The organism is Corynebacterium accolens (assembly GCF_023520795.1).
In the GTDB taxonomy this organism is placed as follows: Bacteria; Actinomycetota; Actinomycetes; order Mycobacteriales; family Mycobacteriaceae; genus Corynebacterium; species Corynebacterium accolens.
This window is the reverse complement of the sequence record NZ_CP046605.1, coordinates 243,889-262,085: the sequence shown is the minus strand read 5'-3', so window position 1 is coordinate 262,085 and position 18,197 is coordinate 243,889. Positions and strand designations below refer to the sequence as shown.

Here is an 18,197-nt window from a genome sequence, read left to right as displayed (position 1 = left end):
ATGAAAGGCATAATCCTCGCCGGTGGATCCGGAACGCGGCTTTATCCCATTACTAAGGGCATCTCTAAGCAGCTCATGCCCATCTATGACAAGCCGATGATCTACTACCCGTTGACCACGCTCATCCAGGCGGGCATTCGGGAGATCCTCATCATCACCACCCCAGAGGACGCTGGGGCGTTTCAAAGGCTCTTCGGGGATGGATCCCAGCTCGGGTTGATGATCGATTACGCCGTCCAAGCCCGCCCAGAAGGATTGGCGCAGGCCTTTTTGATTGGGGAGGATTTCATTGGTGATGACAGCGTCGCGCTCGTTCTCGGCGACAATATCTTCCACGGCTTCGGCGGAGAGCTAAGCCAGTGCCGCAATCCAGAAGGCGGCATCATCTTTGCCTATGAAGTATCAGATCCGCAGCGCTACGGAGTCGTCGAATTCGACCACGCCGGCCAAGCGCTCAGCATTGAAGAAAAGCCGTCGGAACCGCGGTCTAATCATGCCGTCGTGGGGCTGTATTTCTACGATAATTCGGTCATCGATATCGCTAAGTCCATCACGCCAAGCGATCGCGGGGAGCTCGAGATTACCTCCATCAACGAGGCCTACCTGCGCCGCGGCGCGCTGAGCGTGCAGCGCCTCCACCGCGGCAGCGTGTGGCTTGATACCGGCACCGTCGATTCCATGAGCGAGGCCGCCGCCTACGTAGAGGTGATGCAGAAGAGGACGGGCATCGTCATCGGTTCCCCCGAGGTGGCGGCCTACGAAGCCGGATTCATCTCCCAGGCAGAGCTGGAAGCGCTAGCCCAGCCCCTCCTCAAATCCGGCTACGGAGAGTACTTGCGCGATTATTAGTAGCCGCGCTCGATGTACTCGTCGATGCGCGCCGCTTCCGCTCCCACTGTCGTGGCATCGCCGTGGCCCGGCAAGACCTTCGTATCTTCCGGCAGGTTGAAGACGACGTTGCGCAGGGATTCGATGATGACATCGAAATCCGAGTACTTGCGCCCCGTCGCGCCAGGGCCGCCGTTGAACAGGGTATCGCCAGACAGCAGCGTGCCATCGACGTAGAGGACGACGCAGCCCGGCGAGTGGCCCGGGGTGTGGTAGACGGTGATCTTCTCGCCGTTGATGTCGAACTGGCCGTTATCGGCTAGGTCGATGTAGTGGGCATCGCCATTCGCCTCTCGCCAGAGCATGTCATCGTCCGGGTGCATGTAGACATCCGCATCGAAGCGCTTCGCCGCCTCCGGCGCGAGCTCGCAGTGATCGTTGTGGCCGTGGGTCAGGATGATGCCCTCGACCTTGCGGTCGCCCACCAGCTCTGCCACGGCATCGAGATCGTGGGAGGGGTCGACGATGTAGACGCTGGAGGCATCGCCTAGCACGTAGACGTTATTGTCCACGTCCCATTCGCCGCCATCCAAGCGGAACTTGCCAGAAGTTACCGTGCTTTCAATCTGCATTAAAATTCCACCACCGAACGTAGTACCTTGCCGTCCTTCATAGTTTGGAAGGCAGACTCGACATCGTCAAGCGCGATGCGCTCAGAAACGAACTTATCCAGCGGGAAGTTGCCGGCCTTGTGCAGGGCAACGTATGCGGGGAAGTCGCGCTCCGGCAAGCAGTCGCCGTACCAAGCCGGCTTGATGGAACCGCCGCGGCCGTAAAGGTCGATGGCCGGGATGTCCACGTGGTCGGTCAGGTTAGGCACGCCCACCATCACCATGCGGCCGGCATGATCGCGGGAGTAGAAGGCCTGGCGCCACGTCGGCTGGATGCCCACCGCGTCGATGGAAACGTCCGTGCCGAAGCCGCCGGTGAGATCGCGCACCGCATCGATGACCTCCTGCTCCGACATGCCCTTCGAGCAAATGGTGTCGGTGGCGCCGAACTCGCGCGCGGTCTCCAGCTTCGACTCGTCGATGTCTACGGCGATGATCTTCGCCGCACCCGCCAGCTTCGCACCGGCAATCGCCGCCACGCCGACGCCGCCGCAACCGAAGATGGCTACGGACTCGCCCAGCTGGATATCGCCGGTATTGACGGAAGCGCCCAAGCCGGCCATGATGCCGCAGCCCAGTAGACCGGCAGCTGCGGGGTCCATGTCATCGACCTTCGTGCACTGGCCCTCGTGGACCAGGGTCTTCTCTGCGAAGGAACCGATGCCCAGCGCAGGCGTGAGCTCGGTGCCGGCGTCCGGATCATCGTCCGCGAGTGTCATGCGAGCGGACGCGTTGTGGGTATTAAAGCAGTACTTGGGCTCGCCCTTCTTGCAAGCGCGGCACTCGCCGCACACTGCGCGCCAGTTCAGGACGACGAAATCGCCTTCCTCCACGTGGGTAACCGCAGAACCTACGGTCTCCACCACGCCTGCCGCCTCGTGGCCCAGCAGGAAGGGGAAGGCATCCTCGATGTCACCATCGCGGTAGGCCAAGTCGGTGTGGCATACACCGCAAGCCTGCACCCGCACGATGACGTCATTGGGGCCGGGATCGGGAACGACGATATTTACGGTCTCAACTTCCGCGCCCTTAGAGCGGGCAATAACAGCTTTTACAGTCATGTCCACAACCATACCTACATTTTCAATATGGCCGCGGTAATGAAAATAGTTGCTAGGAAGCCGCAATCACATTGGCCGCGTGCTCGTGACCACGCTGGTTCATGTGGATAGGCAAGTTACCCGCGCCCGCCGTAAAGTCCACGAGACCTGCCCACATGCGGTCATTCGCATTAGCGCACATGCCGTTATTGCGGGTCGATGGCTTCATATCCAAAAACTGCACGCCGGTGCGGGCCGCCAAATCAACCTGCATCCACTGCGCCTTGTTTTCGTAGTCTTGAACCATGGGTAGGAAGGTCGAATCCAGCGGCGTCGGGCCAACGTGGACGAGGCAGTAGTGCGGCCCCGAACCGATGGTGGGGTAGCCCACGATCTGGATGCGGGCATTCGGCGCGGCGTGCTTGATCCGCTCAATCTGCGGGGCGGTGCGATCCGTAAATTCCCGGCGAATCTGATCCATATTCAGATCGCGGTGGTTATAGGTGTCATTAAAGCCGGTGGTAATCAGCACGCGCGCCGTATCCGGGGTCAGCGCGCCCGATCCGATGGCGGCATCAACCTGCTGCCAAATCTGCGGGCCGTTCGACATCGACACCGCACCAGAGCAGGAAAAATCGCGGACCGGCAGGCCCATCTTGGCGCCGGCCCGCTTCGCATAGTTGAAGGAGGTGGGGCAGTTTTCTCCGATTACCCGCGTTGGATTGAAGCGGTCCTTCAAGTATTCCCCGCCATTCGGATCCGCCATGACCGAGTCGCCGAAGGAAACGAGATTGCGCTCTGCCGCGCTAGCCTGCGGCGCCGCTACCGCCACGCCCACCACCGCGATCGCGGAAGCGACGACCGAAAATGCCTTGAGTTTTAGGGATTTCATTGAGGGACCTTTTCTTCAAACCTTGTAACTTAAGTGTAGATTAGTCACTCCAGTAACATTTTTCGAGTTAGAAGCAACATCATCTTTCCTTCTAACGATATCGATCGTAGTTATATTTTTGTTATCTTCGCCTTTTCGGAGTTATCTCTTTCATGAAATTGTCTGATGTTTCCTTCCATGCGTCCGCGCTCAGCCAGTTCTTCCCTGCCCTCTTCAAATCGGGGCTGATTACCCGGCAAGGCGGGCTGAGCGGGCAGATCAAGCTCCTGCCCAACCTCGCGCGCTACCGCTTCACCACGGCGCGTGAAATCGAGCAGGCCTATTTGACCTGCCCCGATCGCCTCGCGCTTATCGATGACGACGGCACCCTCACCTACCGCCAGCTGCGATCCCACGCGCAGAATTTCGCCCGCTACCTAGAGTCCCTGGAGCTGCCGGAAATCCGGCTCGGCGTCATGGCCCGCAACGGCCGCGGCATCATCATCCCGCTCGGTGCCAAGGGCTACGCTGGTGCCGGGATCTACCTACTCAATGTCGGTTCTTCCCCAGAGCAGTTGGCCGGCTGCATCGAAGAAAATGGCATTAATGTCCTGGTCATCGATGATGAATTCATCGACCGCGTCGATCCCAACCTCGATATCCCGGTCATTATCGCCCACGATACGGGGGCAAGCGATCTACCCACGCTCGATAAGATCGTGAAGAATCCCCTGGATATCGCGCTGCCCGCCTTTCCCAAGCACGGCCCCATCGTGCTGATGTCCTCCGGCACCACCGGCATCCCCAAGGGCATCGTCCGTCCCGAGCCGACCTTGCCGGTTGTCCTCGCCTCCATCGTGGGCAATATCCCGTGGCGCGCCGATCAGCGCGTGCAGATGACGGCCTCCATCTTCCACACCTGGGGGTGGGCCTGCATCAATATTGCCTTGGGGCTACGCAATACCATCGTCACCCGCCGCATTTTTGAGCCGGAGCAGGTGCTTGATGATGTCCAACGCTACCGCCTCGACGGCATGCTCTCCTCCCCCATCTTTTTCAAGCGCTTGGTGGATCACGATCCCGAGGGCGCCTTCGATACCTCGAGCCTGAACTTCATCGCCTCTGCCGGCAATGCCCTTACCCCGCAGGTGGTCAAGGACACCAATGCGCGCTTCGGCCCCATCCTCTGCAATGTTTATGGTTCCACGGAGCTGGCGCTTGCCTCAACGGCCACGATGGAACAGGTCGCAGAAAACCCCGATGTTGTGGGCAAGGTGGCCAATGGCACCAAGCTGCGCATCCTCGATAAGGAGGGCCACCCCGTTCCCCGCGGCGAGGTGGGCGAAATCTATCTCACCAATTCCACCGCCATGACCGGCTATACCAACCCCAAGCTCAAGCTCAATCGGGTCGATGGGTTGTTGTCGATCGGCGATCTGGGGTACATCGACAAGCAGGGCTTCCTCCACGTCGTGGGCCGGGCCGATGACATGATCATCGTCGGTGGCGAGAATGTCCACCCCCAGTCCGTGACCGAGGTGCTCGAGGCCATGCCCGGCATCGATGAGGTGCACGCGGGTGGCGTGGAGGATAGCGAGACCTTCAGCCGCATCGCCGTCTGGGCGGTGCCTACTGCCGATGCCGCTGGCCGCGAACTGACTGCCGATGCCATCCGCGCCTGGGTGCACGATAAGCTCGCCGAGCACTCCGTGCCCCGCGATGTGCATTTCTTATCCAAGCTGCCGCGCAATGCCACCGGCAAGGTGGTTCCGCGCCTGCTTAAGCACGGCGACTAAGTTTTTCAATGCCCCACCACATCGGTGGGGTAAAGAGCACGGCAATAAGCCAATAAATCAACCAGAAGCTGCCGTTTAGCCCTACCACCGCGATGCTAACTATAAGGATCGCAGCCGTCACCGCACTGGCATATACGGATTTTCTTACATTATTATCGGACTGATTCCCAGACTCGGTTTTCGACTTCCCGCTGAGTTTCCGATCAACTGCGCGTATGATGTCGCCGCCAAAGACCAGCGAAAATGCGATATAAAAAGCTGCGAAACCGTGCATGAATCCCGCTTCGCCGTCAGTATGCAGAGTGAAAAATGAGAAAATTAACAAGACTATGTCAATAATTGGCGTAGCGATAAAGAATGCCAGTCCAATTCTTGGGGCCTTGACGATGTATCGGAGAACACCGCCCAGAATAAGGCACGCCCAAAAGAGGATTTCTGCTGCGACGGTAGCAATAAGCAGTGTCTCGTTCCTTCTCTCATCGAGGCCATATGGCCTGCTTCTATTGAAGGAGAGTTTATATTAAGGAAGAACCCCGCACATATAAAAATGGAGCCGCCTGCGAGAATCGAACTCGCGACCTTTTCATTACGAGTGAAATGCTCTACCGACTGAGCTAAGGCGGCGCGCTGCTTAAAGCAGCACTGGCGATTCTATCGCAGGGGTGGCGCGGAAAAGAAATCGGGGCTCAGGCCTGGTTTTTGGCGGGCCGGTGTTAAACTCCGGCCCGATACTAGCGACGGTCTGTTATGTCCATGAGGTTTTTGGACTTGGAGTCCAGCTACTTTGTGGACTCGGAGTCTTGGGACTTTGTGGACGCGGAGTCTCCCCGCTTTTTGGACGGGGAGTCCACGGAGTTTTTGTACTGGTGCTAGCTTGGCTTCTTCCGGCGGCTTGGCCGTGGCCCAGAGAGGTTGGGTTTTAGCTCTGGGGGTTGTCGGTGCCACATGCCGACAACGTGGTTTATGTTGATTTGACCGCCGGGTGGACGCTGATTCAGTTGGATCGGTAGCGGAAATGAAAACAGTTTCTCACCGTCGTGATCAGTAAAAAATTCCACATAGTCATCGGCTACGCTGCTGTAGATGGCTCGATTTTTGAAGCGCAGCCCGACGTAGAGGCCGTGCCCCATAACGCGTACCACCCCGCTTTTGTTGATCCACAGCTTGTCCGGGATAGGCCAGAGTGCATTTACACCGGTAGAGCTTGGCATTACGGTTGAGGAATCGGCATGGGGTGTATCTTGCTGGATCGCCTGAGTGTCGTTACTTGGTGCCCTGTCTGAAGCTGCAACTTCAGGCAGGGCATTATCTGTCGCGACCACTGTGTCGGCTGCTAAAGCATCTGCCTGGTTGTCGGGGTGAATCCGGTGATATTGTTTCGCGATTTTTGTCCATAAAACATCTGGGTCAATCGGCTGCGTCGGTGGCTGGGCATGCGAGATAATCTCCCAGGCTTGGGCTGGGGTGATGTGCATCTTGCCCCTGAGAAGTCCTTGGTGGCGACGGCGTGTGTTGTAGAAGTTGCGGTAGTCGACAATCAGCTGTTGGACCTGCGCCAGCGTCGTCGGGGTACGAGCATCCAAAAACCTGGTCATGGTTTGGTGCGATCGCTCGTCTTTGCCTTGCGTCGTGGGAGCAAAGCCCGCACTTGATTGAACTCCCAGGCTGGCGAGCCAGCGTTCGGTTTGCGACAGCCGGCCGCGATGGTAGGTGGCAAAGGCATCACCGTTGTCAGAGAGGACTTCTTGGGGAAGTCCGTAAGCATCAATGGCTCCACTTAGCGTGATGCGGGCATCGGTGCCGTTTTCTGGAGTTCCAAAAGCTTGGGAGCCGACGTCGAAGCGGCTGGCATCGTCGACGACTTGGTAGATAGTCACTTGCGTGTGAGGCACATCGAAGAGTCTGTAGGCAAACGCATCGATCTGCCACAGTTCATTGACTTCGCCCCTGGCAAAGTGCCTGTAGGACTTACGCGGTCGTTTACGTGCATTGATGTCAGCGACGCCAGCCTCGTGCAACCATTGTGCGATTAAAGCTCGTGACGGTGGTTGGTCGTAGCCGAGTTCGTCGAGGAAGAAGTAGAAGATTGACCATGGGCCGCAGTCTTGGCCGCGGGCTCTTAACGTACCGCGAGCTTGCAGGACCTGTTGTCGAATCTTGTCATCGTAGACCCGTCGCGGGTTCAGCGGTGCCGTGCTGTCGGGCACGATGCCAGCCCGCCCGCGTTCGGCGATACGTGCTTTGATGTTGTAGTACGTCTGCTTCGATACGCCGATGTTCTTGCAGAACTGCTGGACCGTGATGCCCTCACGGATGGGGTCGAAATCCGCTATCTTCTTGCGGAGAGTAATGGGAATTGCCATCCCCACATTGTCAAGAAGCCAGAGTCCAAAAAGTCGTTAGACATCCTGTCCATAAACTTCCTGGACTCCGCGTCAAAAAACTAACTGGACTCCGCGTCCAAAAAGTCAATGGACTCCGAGTCCAAAAAGTCACTAGACATCACAATACTAGCGACGGTCCCGGTACTAGACAGCCCCCAGCGCTAGAGGCAGGCCCGCCGCAGCCTGCCCACCAAGCCGTCGAAAGCAATCTGCGTGCCCACGTTCTGGGTCAGCTGCTCGCGGCAATAAGAAATGGCGGACTGGCACTCCAAGAGGCCCTCCTCGCTTACCCGCTGCGCCAGCTCGCCAGATAGTCCCGCGAAATCCGGGTGGGTCATCTCCACCTGCGCGCCCACCTTTGTCATCAGCGCGTCGCGGTAGATTCCGGAGAGATCGACGAGCACCAGGTCGAGGTTATCGATGACCCGTCGCTTCGCCCGCTTCTTGTGCTGTTCCTGTAAGTCCTTGATGGCGGAGCGGGCATCGCGCTGCGCCTTCGCCGCGCCCTTGCCCTTCGCCCCAACGCCAAAGGTATTTTCCAGCTTGGCCAGCTCCGCTTCTTCTTCCTCCTTGTGCGATTCCTTCGCATCCGCATCCACCAGCTTAAGAAGCGAGGTCACCGCCTGAAAGCCCTGGGATTCATGGAAGATGTCCTCGGCCAGGTTGATGGCCACTGCCCGGCGTTTTTGCACCGTCGGATCCGCCACCAAGTGGCGCGCCCTGCCCACGTGGCGCAGGGAAGTCACGGCGGCGAGGCGGGCATCGTGATCCGAGGCGCCTTCGCTCACCAACTGGGAAACGATATTCTCCACCGACGGCGAGGGAATGTACAGGTGCCGGCAGCGCGAGCGAAGGGTTTGGGAGAAGTCCTCAGGGGCATCGGAAGGCGCGCACATGATAATCACGGTGCGCTCCGGCGGCTCCTCCACCGTCTTGAGCAGCGCGTTGGCGCCGTTATTGTTGAGGCGATCCGCGTTATTGAAGATCACGACGCGCCACGGGGCGACCGTGGGCAGGCTCGCGGCGCGCCCAATGACCTCGCGCACCGTATCCACCGGGATGATGACCTCCTGCGGGTCCACCAAGACTAGGTCCGTGTGCTGCTTAGTGCCCAGCACGGCGCGGCAGGCCTCGCATTTTCCGCAACCGGGCTCCTCTGGATCCGTGCACATGAGCGCGGCCGCGAAATCGATTGCTGCCAAGGAGCGACCCGAACCGGGAGGGCCGGTAAAGAGCCAGGAATGGCTCATCGCCCGCGGATCTGCCCCCGGCATCCCCCGCGCCGCCCGCGCGGCACCCAAGATAGTGCGGGCCACACCTGGGGTATCTGCCAATCGTTGCGCAACGCTTCCCGTATTCACTCGCTCTAGCCTACTGGTCTTACTACAGTAAGTAGTTATGAACAGACTATTGCGTGGCGCTCGTTGGCTTATGGGAACCCAATGGCCGGTATACGCTGCCTTGGTCTTGGGCGCCAATCTCATCGGCGCCATCGCGATCATGACCTTCATCCTCTATTTCCTGCCCATGCCGGAAATCGAGGACTTTGCCGCCGAGCTGCCCAACCTGAAGGGAGTGGCGGCGGTCTACCTCATCTTTGCCGTCATCATCGGCATCGCCGCTACCCTGCTGCTCTTCCGCCCCGTGCTGGACTGGCAGCGCAATCCTGATGCACACGATCCAAATATGGTGCGCACCCTCGTGCTGCGCATCCCCGTGTACCAATCCCTGGTCGCGGCCGCGGTCTGGCTCATCGGCATCATCTTGACGGTGGCAATCTCCAGCGGGCAATCCGGGCGGCTCGGGCTCGTCGTGGGCATCTCCACCACCCTGGCGGGCCTGGTGGTCATCATCTTGACCTACCTGCAGGCAGAGCGCCTCGTGCGTCCCGTCGCCGCGCAAGCCGTCGCCCGCCGCTTTGAAGATTCCACAGTCGAACCACCCATCAAATATCGCCTGTTTTCCACCTGGCTGATGACCTCCGGTGTGCCGCTGCTCGGCATCGTGTTGGTGCTGCTGGGGCAGCACACCGGGCTCTTCTCCGGCGATGCCAGCGAGATCATCCCAGCCATCGTGGCGCTGGCACTCACCGCGCTGGCTACTGGGTTTATCGGCACCAGCTTCGCCATCATGAGCGTGGTCGATCCCATCGTGGAGCTGCAGGATGCGATTAACCGCGTGCGCCGCGGCGAGTCCGATGCCGAGGTCGATATCTACGATGGATCCGAGCTCGGCGTCCTGCAGGCAGGATTTAATGAGATGATGCGCGGTCTGCGCGAGCGCCAGCGCGTCCGCGATATCTTCGGCCGCTACGTGGGCACCGAGGTGGCCCAGCGCGCCCTTGATGAGCGCCCCGAATTGGGCGGCGAGGACCGGAAGGTCGCGGTGTTGTTTATCGATGTCATCGGTTCCACCACCTTCGCGGTCAACCACTCGCCCGAAGAAGTGGTCACGGAGCTCAATAAATTCTTCGAGCACGTCGTGACGGTGGTGCACCGCAATAAGGGCATCATCAACAAGTTCCAAGGCGATGCCGCCCTCGCCGTCTTTGGCGCGCCGCTCAACGTGTACGACTCGACTTCGATGGCGCTGCAGGCCGCCCGCGAGCTGCGCGGGGAATTGCGCGGGCTCGAGCTGCAGGCCGGCATCGGCGTCGCCTCTGGCCATGTGGTGGCAGGGCACATCGGCGGCGCGGATCGCTTCGAGTACACTGTCATCGGCGATGCCGTCAACGAGGCCGCCCGCCTGACCGAAATGGCCAAGGACACCCCCGGCCAGGTCCTGACCAATGCTGCTACCTTAAAGACCGCCAACGAGGCCGAACAGGCCCGCTGGACCGTCATGAAATCCATCGAGCTGCGCGGGCGCCGCCGCATGACCCAGTTGGCGCGCCCCATCCGCGCCAGCCTGGCAGAAAGGTGCGAAATCTAATGGCAAGCACCCGCCTCATCGTGCCCGACGCGGCGCGCGGAATGGCGCTTTTAGGAATCGCGATAGCGAATATGACCACCGCGTGGATCATCACCGAGGATCGCCCGGGCGCGTATTTCGGCGGCATCCTCAATGACAGCGTGCTGGATAAAATCGCCGTCGTCTTCGGCGCTTTCTTCGTGCACAACCGCGGCCTACCCATGTTTTCGACCCTGCTGGGCTTCGGCGTGGGGCTTATTGCGATGAGCCTGTGGCGGCGGGGATTTCCGCTGGGGGAGGCAAGGAGGGTCATCGCCAAGCGCTATGGCTTCCTCGCGCTGTTGGGCGCGGTGCACATGGTGCTGCTGTTTTGGGGCGATATCATGTTTGTCTACGGCATAGCGGGCATAGTCATTGCTCTGCTGCTCACGCTGCACAATTCTACGCTGCGCAAGATTTCTCATATCGCGCTCGGGGTGCTGACGGTGCTCGGCATCGCCACGTTTATTTTCTCCGCGATTGACGGCGGGCTCGATATCCCCGTCGATGCCATTGGCACGGTAAATTCCTACGGTGACCTGCTGCTCAGCCAGCTTCTCACCCTGGGCGCGCAGATCATCTCCGCCCCGCTCATCGTGCTGATGTACCTGCCGGTCATGCTGGTGGGCTTTGTGTGGGCGCGCGAGGGCGTGCTTGCCGATGTCCCCTCTCACCGCTCCCAACTCCTGCGCTGGGTGGCCATCGCCGCGGCCGTAACGCTGGTCATTGGCACGTTCTGGTCTTTGGGTACCCTCGGGGTCATTGATGAGCGCTGGGCGAACGCCGCCAGTAGCGCCAATTCCACCCTCGGCGTGCTAACCGGGCCGGGGATCCTCGCCGGGCTCGCGCTTATCCTGCAGCCCGTGCAAGAACGCCTTGCCGCTGGTACCTCCGTGCCCGCGCTCTTGTGGCCCTTCGTCGCGCTGGGCAAACGATCCATGAGTGGTTATGTAGGCCAGTCGATACTGTTTTTCCTTATCGTGCACCCCTTCACGCTGGACTACGGCCACGAGCTAGGCGCCTTCGGCCAAGCCGCCCTCGCCTGCGGCGTGTGGCTGGTGACCGTGATTGGCGCCTGCGTGCTCGAAGCGCTGGGCCTGCGCGGGCCCTTCGAGGTGGTGCACCGCCGGCTATCTTATGGGCCGAGCATGCAGCCGGAGCGGAGCTTACCCAGTCAGGACCTTACCTAGTCAGGATCTTACCTAGTCATGTTATGTCCATGAGGTTTTTGGACTTGGAGTCCAGCTACTTTGTGGACTCGGAGTCTTGGGACTTTGTGGACGCGGAGTCTCCCCGCTTTTTGGACGGGGAGTCCACGGAGTTTTTGTACTGGTGCTAGCTTGGCTTCTTCCGGCGGCTTGGCCGTGGCCCAGAGAGGTTGGGTTTTAGCTCTGGGGGTTGTCGGTGCCACATGCCGACAACGTGGTTTATGTTGATTTGACCGCCGGGTGGACGCTGATTCAGTTGGATCGGTAGCGGAAATGAAAACAGTTTCTCACCGTCGTGATCAGTAAAAAATTCCACATAGTCATCGGCTACGCTGCTGTAGATGGCTCGATTTTTGAAGCGCAGCCCGACGTAGAGGCCGTGCCCCATAACGCGTACCACCCCGCTTTTGTTGATCCACAGCTTGTCCGGGATAGGCCAGAGTGCATTTACACCGGTAGAGCTTGGCATTACGGTTGAGGAATCGGCATGGGGTGTATCTTGCTGGATCGCCTGAGTGTCGTTACTTGGTGCCCTGTCTGAAGCTGCAACTTCAGGCAGGGCATTATCTGTCGCGACCACTGTGTCGGCTGCTAAAGCATCTGCCTGGTTGTCGGGGTGAATCCGGTGATATTGTTTCGCGATTTTTGTCCATAAAACATCTGGGTCAATCGGCTGCGTCGGTGGCTGGGCATGCGAGATAATCTCCCAGGCTTGGGCTGGGGTGATGTGCATCTTGCCCCTGAGAAGTCCTTGGTGGCGACGGCGTGTGTTGTAGAAGTTGCGGTAGTCGACAATCAGCTGTTGGACCTGCGCCAGCGTCGTCGGGGTACGAGCATCCAAAAACCTGGTCATGGTTTGGTGCGATCGCTCGTCTTTGCCTTGCGTCGTGGGAGCAAAGCCCGCACTTGATTGAACTCCCAGGCTGGCGAGCCAGCGTTCGGTTTGCGACAGCCGGCCGCGATGGTAGGTGGCAAAGGCATCACCGTTGTCAGAGAGGACTTCTTGGGGAAGTCCGTAAGCATCAATGGCTCCACTTAGCGTGATGCGGGCATCGGTGCCGTTTTCTGGAGTTCCAAAAGCTTGGGAGCCGACGTCGAAGCGGCTGGCATCGTCGACGACTTGGTAGATAGTCACTTGCGTGTGAGGCACATCGAAGAGTCTGTAGGCAAACGCATCGATCTGCCACAGTTCATTGACTTCGCCCCTGGCAAAGTGCCTGTAGGACTTACGCGGTCGTTTACGTGCATTGATGTCAGCGACGCCAGCCTCGTGCAACCATTGTGCGATTAAAGCTCGTGACGGTGGTTGGTCGTAGCCGAGTTCGTCGAGGAAGAAGTAGAAGATTGACCATGGGCCGCAGTCTTGGCCGCGGGCTCTTAACGTACCGCGAGCTTGCAGGACCTGTTGTCGAATCTTGTCATCGTAGACCCGTCGCGGGTTCAGCGGTGCCGTGCTGTCGGGCACGATGCCAGCCCGCCCGCGTTCGGCGATACGTGCTTTGATGTTGTAGTACGTCTGCTTCGATACGCCGATGTTCTTGCAGAACTGCTGGACCGTGATGCCCTCACGGATGGGGTCGAAATCCGCTATCTTCTTGCGGAGAGTAATGGGAATTGCCATCCCCACATTGTCAAGAAGCCAGAGTCCAAAAAGTCGTTAGACATCCTGTCCATAAACTTCCTGGACTCCGCGTCAAAAAACTAACTGGACTCCGCGTCCAAAAAGTCAATGGACTCCGAGTCCAAAAAGTCACTAGACATCACAGATCTTACCTAGTCAGGGCATCGACTAGCAGGAAGTGCCCCAAGGCAAAGGCGCCGGCCTCCGCCGCACCCACCGCCCGGGCCGCCTTCGTGGGCTTGGCCTGTTTCTTGTTTTTCTTCAGTATCCGCATCTTCTGCTGAGACTCAGCAAAAGACAGCCACGCCCGCAGCGCCGTCAGGCCTTCCGCCGCGACCAAGAGATTGGCGCCGTGGCTCAAGCCCTTCGTCGCATCAGTACGCAGGCGCGGATCGCCCGCCAGCGCCGAGGTGGTCAGCACCGCCGCGCCGCCCACCGCTACCGCGGTCCGAGTGGGCTGCTTGCGCGTGGCGAAGAGCGCCGCCGCCCAAGCGATGGCGCGCAGGCCCCACCCGCGGGCATCGTTGCGCGCGCCGCGCCGATAGAGCACCCACGAATACGCCGCGTGGCTAGCGGTAACGCCTGCCACCCCAAGGAAAGAGGGGTGATGCAAGCGGCGCGATTTTTCCGCCTGCCCCACCGCGCCGGCCAACAAGGCGGGGCTCAGGGTGGGGTCCTGCGCCTCCGCCGCCAAAAGGGGCAAAAGCGGCGCGCTCGTGACGGCGTGGGCCTTTTTCAAACCAAAGAGGCGGGACCACACCGTGGACTCGCCTAGCGCTAGGTACGCAAAACGCCGCCAGCCCTGCGGCGTGCGCCGGGCTGGGTCGGTGACATCGGCAAAAGTTTCAGACACCGCGCGGGTTAAGGCCGCGGTGCCTTCCTCGGTGCGGGCAAGAAAATCATTCATGCCCGCCACCTTACTTATTTCCGCGCTTATTTCTTCCGCGAGCCGGCTTTAACCACGTTCTTCGTGCCGGGCGAAGGCTTCGAGCTGGATTTCTTCGTGCCCTTCTTAGTGGCCTTCTTGCTGGACTTCTTTGTTGCCTTCTTCGTCGATTTCTTGGTCGACTTCTTTGTGCTCTTCTTAGAAGACTTCTTCGTGGACTTCTTCTTCGTCTCCCCAGAGGCCTCTTTGGCGCGGCGCTCGGAAAGGAGCTCGTTGGCGCGGGCATCGGTAAGCTGCTCCGGATCGTCGCCGCGGCGCAGGGACGCATTGGTGGTGCCGTCCGTGACGTACGGGCCGAAGCGGCCATCCTTAACGGTCATAGGCTTGCCCGAAACGTCATTATCGCCGAGCTGCTTCAGCGGCGGCTGTGCGGCCGCGCGGCCACGACGCTTCGGCTCCGCATAGATGCGGCGGGCCTCATCCAAGGTGATGCTAAAGATCTGCTCTTCCTTAGCCAGCGAGCGCGAATCCGTGCCCTTCTTCAGGTACGGGCCGTAACGGCCGTTTTGGGCGGTGATCATCTCCCCGTCGTCCACGCCCACCTCGCGCGGCAGGGATAGCAGCTCAAGGGCCTGTTCCAGCGTGACGGTCAGCGGCTCCATCGAGCTAAAAAGCGAGGCCGTGCCCGGCTTCAGCTTCTCATCAATGTAGTCATTGATGCGCTTTTCCTTTTGCTTCGCGGCTGTCTTGGTCTCCCAATTCTTGGCGCGCTTGCCTTCCTCGGCGCGCTGTTTATCCTCTTCGGCGCGCTCCTTCGCGACGATCTCCAAGGCCTCCGCCTCGGCCTGTTCCCGCTCATCATCGCGGACGACCTCGGTGACATAGGGGCCAAAGCGGCCTTCCTTAGCCACCACCATGCGGCCGTTTTCAGGGTTTTCGCCCAGCTGGCGCCCGCCCTGCGAAGTAGCAAAGAGCTTTTCCGCCAGCTGTTCATTCAGCCCATCCGGGGTCACCGTCTCCGAGAGGTTGGCGCGCTGGTATTCCACGCTGCCGTCCTCGTTGGTGCCGATCGCGCGCTCGATATAGGGCCCGTAGCGGCCGACGCGCACGAAGACCTCGCGGCCCTCCGAATCGGTATAGAGCTTGAGCGAGTTGACCTTGCGGGCATCGATGGCCTCGAGGTTGACATCGATAAGCGATTTCAGCCCGCCATGCCGCGCAATGGAGGCCGCCTTGTGCTCGTTGGCCTCAGCGTTGCCAAAGTAAAAGCCGTTGAGCCAGTCCGTGCCATCCTCCGTGCCGGTGGCAATCGAGTCCAGCTCATCTTCCATGGACGAGGTGAAGTCATAATCCACCAGCTCGGTGAAGTTTTCCTCCAAGAGGCCCACCACGGCGAAGGCTACCCAAGAGGGAACCAGGGCGTTGCCGCGCGAGACCACGTAGCCGCGGTCCTGGATGGTCTTGATGATAGAGGCATACGTCGACGGGCGCCCGATGCCCAAGTCTTCCATCTTTTTCACCAGGCTGGCTTCGGTATAGCGCGCCGGCGGGTTGGTGGAGTGGCCTTCTGCCGAGACCTCTTCGGCCTTCAGATCGCGGCCTTGCTCCAGGTGCGGCAGGCGGTTCTCGCTCTTCTTGCTCGTATCCTCGTCGGCGCCGTAAGCCTTCAAGAAACCCGGGAAGGTAATGGTGCGGCCGGTTGCAGAGAACTCGACATCATAGGCGCCATTATCCGTGGTCGCGGTGCCGGCGACCGCCACCTTCATGGAGGTGCCCTTGGCATCGGCCATCTGCGAGGCCACGGTGCGCTTCCAAATCAGGTCATAAAGCTTAAATTCCTCCGCATCCAGCTGGCTAGACAGCTGGCCTGGGGTGGCAAAGGACTCGCCGGCGGGGCGGATCGCCTCGTGCGCCTCCTGCGAGTTTTTGACGCGGCGGTCATAAACGCGCGGGGAATCCGAGACGTATTCTTCGCCATAAATGCTGGTAGCGGAGCTACGCGCGGCGTTCAAGCCCTGTTTGGACAGCGAAGAGGAGTCCGTACGCATATACGTAATGTGGCCGTTTTCGTAAAGGCGCTGTGCAATGCGCATCGTGCGTTCAGAGGTAAAGTGCAGGCGCCGGCCCGCCTCCTGCTGCAGCGTCGAGGTCATAAACGGCGCATAAGGCTTGCGGGTATAAGGCTTGTGCTCTACCCCGGCTACTGTCATGCTCGCGCCCTGCAGGGCCTTTTCCAAGGCTTCTGCCTGCGGCTGGGTGATGACGATAACGTCCTTGGTCTTCACGTTTCCGCGATCGTCAAAATCGCGGCCCACAGCCACGCGCTTGCCATTGACCGCGGTCAGGCGCGCGTCAAAGGCCGACGGGCCCTCGCCGCTGCCGGTTCCCGCGTCCAAGGTGGCGAGCAAATCCCAGTAATCGGCGGAGATAAACGCCATGCGTTCGCGCTCGCGCTCGACGATGACCCGCGTGGCCACCGACTGCACGCGCCCGGCCGAAAGGCGCGGCATGACCTTCTTCCACAACACCGGCGAGACTTCGTAGCCATAGAGGCGGTCGAGGATGCGGCGGGTTTCTTGGGCATCGATAAGGTCATAGTCCAAGTCGCGGGTGTTTTCCGCCGCCTCCAGGATGGCGGACTTGGTGATCTCATTAAAGACCATGCGGCGCACCGGCACCTTGGGCTTTAAAACCTCTAGCAGGTGCCAAGCAATGGCCTCGCCCTCGCGGTCCGGGTCTGTTGCCAGGAGGAGGCTATCGCACTGCTTCAGCTTGGATTTAAGGTCAGCGACCTTTTTCTTTTTATCCGGGCTAACGACGTAAAGCGGGGCGAAGTCATCTTCCGGGTTAACACCCAAGCGGGCCCAAGATTCCTTCTTGAACTTCGCCGGCACGTCGGCAGCGCCCCGCGGGAGATCGCGGATATGGCCCACGGAGGCCTCCACGATGTAGTTATCTCCCAGGTACGGCTGGATCTTTTTCGCCTTAGTTGCCGACTCCACAATCACTAAAGTTTTGCCCGGCTCGGCCGCTTCTGCCACTTCGACTTCATCCCTTTCGATGATGCGAACATTAAAATTTGTGCGCTTTCAGCAATCGCCCCTAGCGTACACAGGTGGTTTATACCGTTCTTCGCACCATATACTCGGTAACACCAAAAGGCTGTGTAGGGGGCGCTTCGCACCCCCACCGAACCGGTCTATACTGACCTTTTTAGAAAGTCCAGCAGCTGTGAAAGCATTGTTGGGGACGATAGCACACCCACAACACACCCCGTGGAGGATTAGATGGTTGACACAGTAACCATGTGGATTGAAGCCATCATGGGCACGGAGTGGGTTTATCCCATCGTGGGCCTGCTCATTTTCGGGGACTGCTTCTTTCCAGTGCTCCCCTCCGAGATCCCACTGAATATGGTCGGCGCTTGGTCCGGTTCTCAGGGATTTCCGCACCTGCCCACCATGTTCTTTGTGGCGCTCGTAGCAGCCATGTTGGGCGATAACCTGTGCTTTTTGCTGGGCACGCGGTTCATGCCGCTGCTTAACCGCATTCAAAAAGGAACGAAGGCCTACGAGGCCCTCTCCTGGGTAAAACGCAATGTGCGCCGCGGCGGCGGCGCGGCCATTATTATTGCCCGCTTTATCCCCTCAGCCAGGCTCTTTATGACCATTTTGCTGGGGTCAATGCGCTTTCCCTGGCCGGTCTTCCTCTTCTTCGACACCATTGGCGTGATGCTCTGGGTATTCCAGGCCCTGGCCATTGGTTATGTGGGCGGCATGGCGTTTTCCGATACCCCACTATTTGCGATGGTCATCAGCATTATCGCCGCCATCTTCATCGGCTTGGGACTGCAAAAGGCCCAAAACAGCATCATGGAGTGGTGGGATACCCGCCGCGGCTACGCCGAAACGCCCTAGGGCTCTAACCCCCTGGGGCTCTAAAC

16 protein-coding genes and 1 tRNA gene are annotated in these 18,197 nt (G+C 59.7%); 7 read left to right on the top strand and 10 right to left on the bottom strand.

The window, feature by feature from the left end; translation table 11 throughout:
* Positions 1-849, top strand: coding sequence for a glucose-1-phosphate thymidylyltransferase RfbA (rfbA, locus tag CACC_RS01260; protein ID WP_005276548.1), 849 nt, complete (start codon positions 1-3; stop codon positions 847-849).
* On the opposite strand, the gene CACC_RS01255 is transcribed toward rfbA, so the two are convergent.
* The 3 genes from CACC_RS01255 to CACC_RS01245 are packed head-to-tail and all read right to left on the bottom strand — an operon-like array spanning position 846 to position 3,431.
* Positions 846-1,460 (bottom strand): MBL fold metallo-hydrolase, encoded by a 615-nt coding sequence (locus tag CACC_RS01255; RefSeq protein ID WP_005276546.1) that lies wholly within the window; start codon positions 1,458-1,460, stop codon positions 846-848. The two genes, rfbA and CACC_RS01255, sit on opposite strands and share 4 nt — an antisense overlap.
* Positions 1,460-2,560, bottom strand: a complete 1,101-nt coding sequence (locus tag CACC_RS01250; RefSeq protein ID WP_023028189.1) for an S-(hydroxymethyl)mycothiol dehydrogenase — start codon at positions 2,558-2,560, stop codon at positions 1,460-1,462. The genes CACC_RS01255 and CACC_RS01250 overlap by 1 nt, the downstream gene beginning before the upstream one ends.
* Before the next feature lie 52 nt (positions 2,561-2,612).
* On the bottom strand, positions 2,613-3,431 hold the full coding sequence (locus CACC_RS01245) for a GDSL-type esterase/lipase family protein (protein WP_005276540.1): 819 nt from the start codon (positions 3,429-3,431) through the stop codon (positions 2,613-2,615).
* Between the two features lie 152 nt (positions 3,432-3,583).
* Between CACC_RS01245 and CACC_RS01240 the strand changes: the two genes are divergently transcribed.
* Entirely contained in the window at positions 3,584-5,206 is a 1,623-nt protein-coding gene (locus tag CACC_RS01240; RefSeq protein WP_005276538.1) for an AMP-binding protein, read from the top strand.
* On the opposite strand, the gene CACC_RS01235 is transcribed toward CACC_RS01240, so the two are convergent.
* Positions 5,190-5,531 carry a hypothetical protein gene (locus CACC_RS01235; protein WP_005276537.1) on the bottom strand — a complete coding sequence of 114 codons (342 nt, stop codon included), beginning with the start codon at positions 5,529-5,531 and terminating at the stop codon, positions 5,190-5,192. The two genes, CACC_RS01240 and CACC_RS01235, sit on opposite strands and share 17 nt — an antisense overlap.
* Before the next feature lie 223 nt (positions 5,532-5,754).
* Positions 5,755-5,830: transfer RNA gene (locus CACC_RS01230), tRNA-Thr, on the bottom strand.
* A gap of 123 nt (positions 5,831-5,953) precedes the next feature.
* Here CACC_RS01230 and CACC_RS11600 point away from each other — a divergent pair.
* Positions 5,954-6,079, top strand: a complete 126-nt coding sequence (locus tag CACC_RS11600) for a hypothetical protein (protein ID WP_005280350.1) — start codon at positions 5,954-5,956, stop codon at positions 6,077-6,079.
* Here CACC_RS11600 and CACC_RS01225 read toward each other — a convergent pair.
* The gene (locus CACC_RS01225) at positions 6,076-7,569 is read right to left on the bottom strand and encodes a DDE-type integrase/transposase/recombinase (protein WP_005280351.1); all 1,494 of its coding nucleotides are present in this window, start codon (positions 7,567-7,569) and stop codon (positions 6,076-6,078) included. The two genes, CACC_RS11600 and CACC_RS01225, sit on opposite strands and share 4 nt — an antisense overlap.
* Before the next feature lie 182 nt (positions 7,570-7,751).
* Complete coding sequence (locus CACC_RS01220) at positions 7,752-8,951, bottom strand: DNA polymerase III subunit delta' (protein WP_081445467.1); 1,200 nt, start codon at positions 8,949-8,951, stop codon at positions 7,752-7,754.
* A gap of 37 nt (positions 8,952-8,988) precedes the next feature.
* Here CACC_RS01220 and CACC_RS01215 point away from each other — a divergent pair, with 37 nt between their 5' ends.
* From CACC_RS01215 to CACC_RS11595, 3 genes are read left to right on the top strand one after another with little or no spacing between them, the layout of a single operon-like run.
* Positions 8,989-10,521 carry an adenylate/guanylate cyclase domain-containing protein gene (locus tag CACC_RS01215; RefSeq protein WP_034666788.1) on the top strand — a complete coding sequence of 511 codons (1,533 nt, stop codon included), beginning with the start codon at positions 8,989-8,991 and terminating at the stop codon, positions 10,519-10,521.
* On the top strand, positions 10,521-11,729 hold the full coding sequence (locus CACC_RS01210) for a DUF418 domain-containing protein (RefSeq protein ID WP_005276532.1): 1,209 nt from the start codon (positions 10,521-10,523) through the stop codon (positions 11,727-11,729). Before CACC_RS01215 ends, CACC_RS01210 begins: the two co-directional genes overlap by 1 nt.
* Positions 11,730-11,752: 23 nt before the next feature.
* Positions 11,753-11,878, top strand: a complete 126-nt coding sequence (locus CACC_RS11595; protein WP_005280350.1) for a hypothetical protein — start codon at positions 11,753-11,755, stop codon at positions 11,876-11,878.
* On the opposite strand, the gene CACC_RS01205 is transcribed toward CACC_RS11595, so the two are convergent.
* The 3 genes from CACC_RS01205 to topA all read right to left on the bottom strand — a co-directional run bounded on the left by CACC_RS01205 (position 11,875) and on the right by topA (position 17,295).
* On the bottom strand, positions 11,875-13,368 hold the full coding sequence (locus CACC_RS01205) for a DDE-type integrase/transposase/recombinase (protein WP_005280351.1): 1,494 nt from the start codon (positions 13,366-13,368) through the stop codon (positions 11,875-11,877). The two genes, CACC_RS11595 and CACC_RS01205, sit on opposite strands and share 4 nt — an antisense overlap.
* Before the next feature lie 148 nt (positions 13,369-13,516).
* Positions 13,517-14,275 (bottom strand): hypothetical protein, encoded by a 759-nt coding sequence (locus CACC_RS01200; protein ID WP_249852951.1) that lies wholly within the window; start codon positions 14,273-14,275, stop codon positions 13,517-13,519.
* 26 nt (positions 14,276-14,301) lie between these two features.
* A complete protein-coding gene (gene topA / locus CACC_RS01195) occupies positions 14,302-17,295 on the bottom strand; it encodes a type I DNA topoisomerase (RefSeq protein WP_005276527.1) in 2,994 nt (997 codons plus the stop codon).
* A gap of 246 nt (positions 17,296-17,541) precedes the next feature.
* Here topA and CACC_RS01190 point away from each other — a divergent pair, with 246 nt between their 5' ends.
* Positions 17,542-18,171 (top strand): DedA family protein, encoded by a 630-nt coding sequence (locus tag CACC_RS01190; protein ID WP_005276525.1) that lies wholly within the window; start codon positions 17,542-17,544, stop codon positions 18,169-18,171.
* Positions 18,172-18,197: the final 26 nt, after the last annotated feature.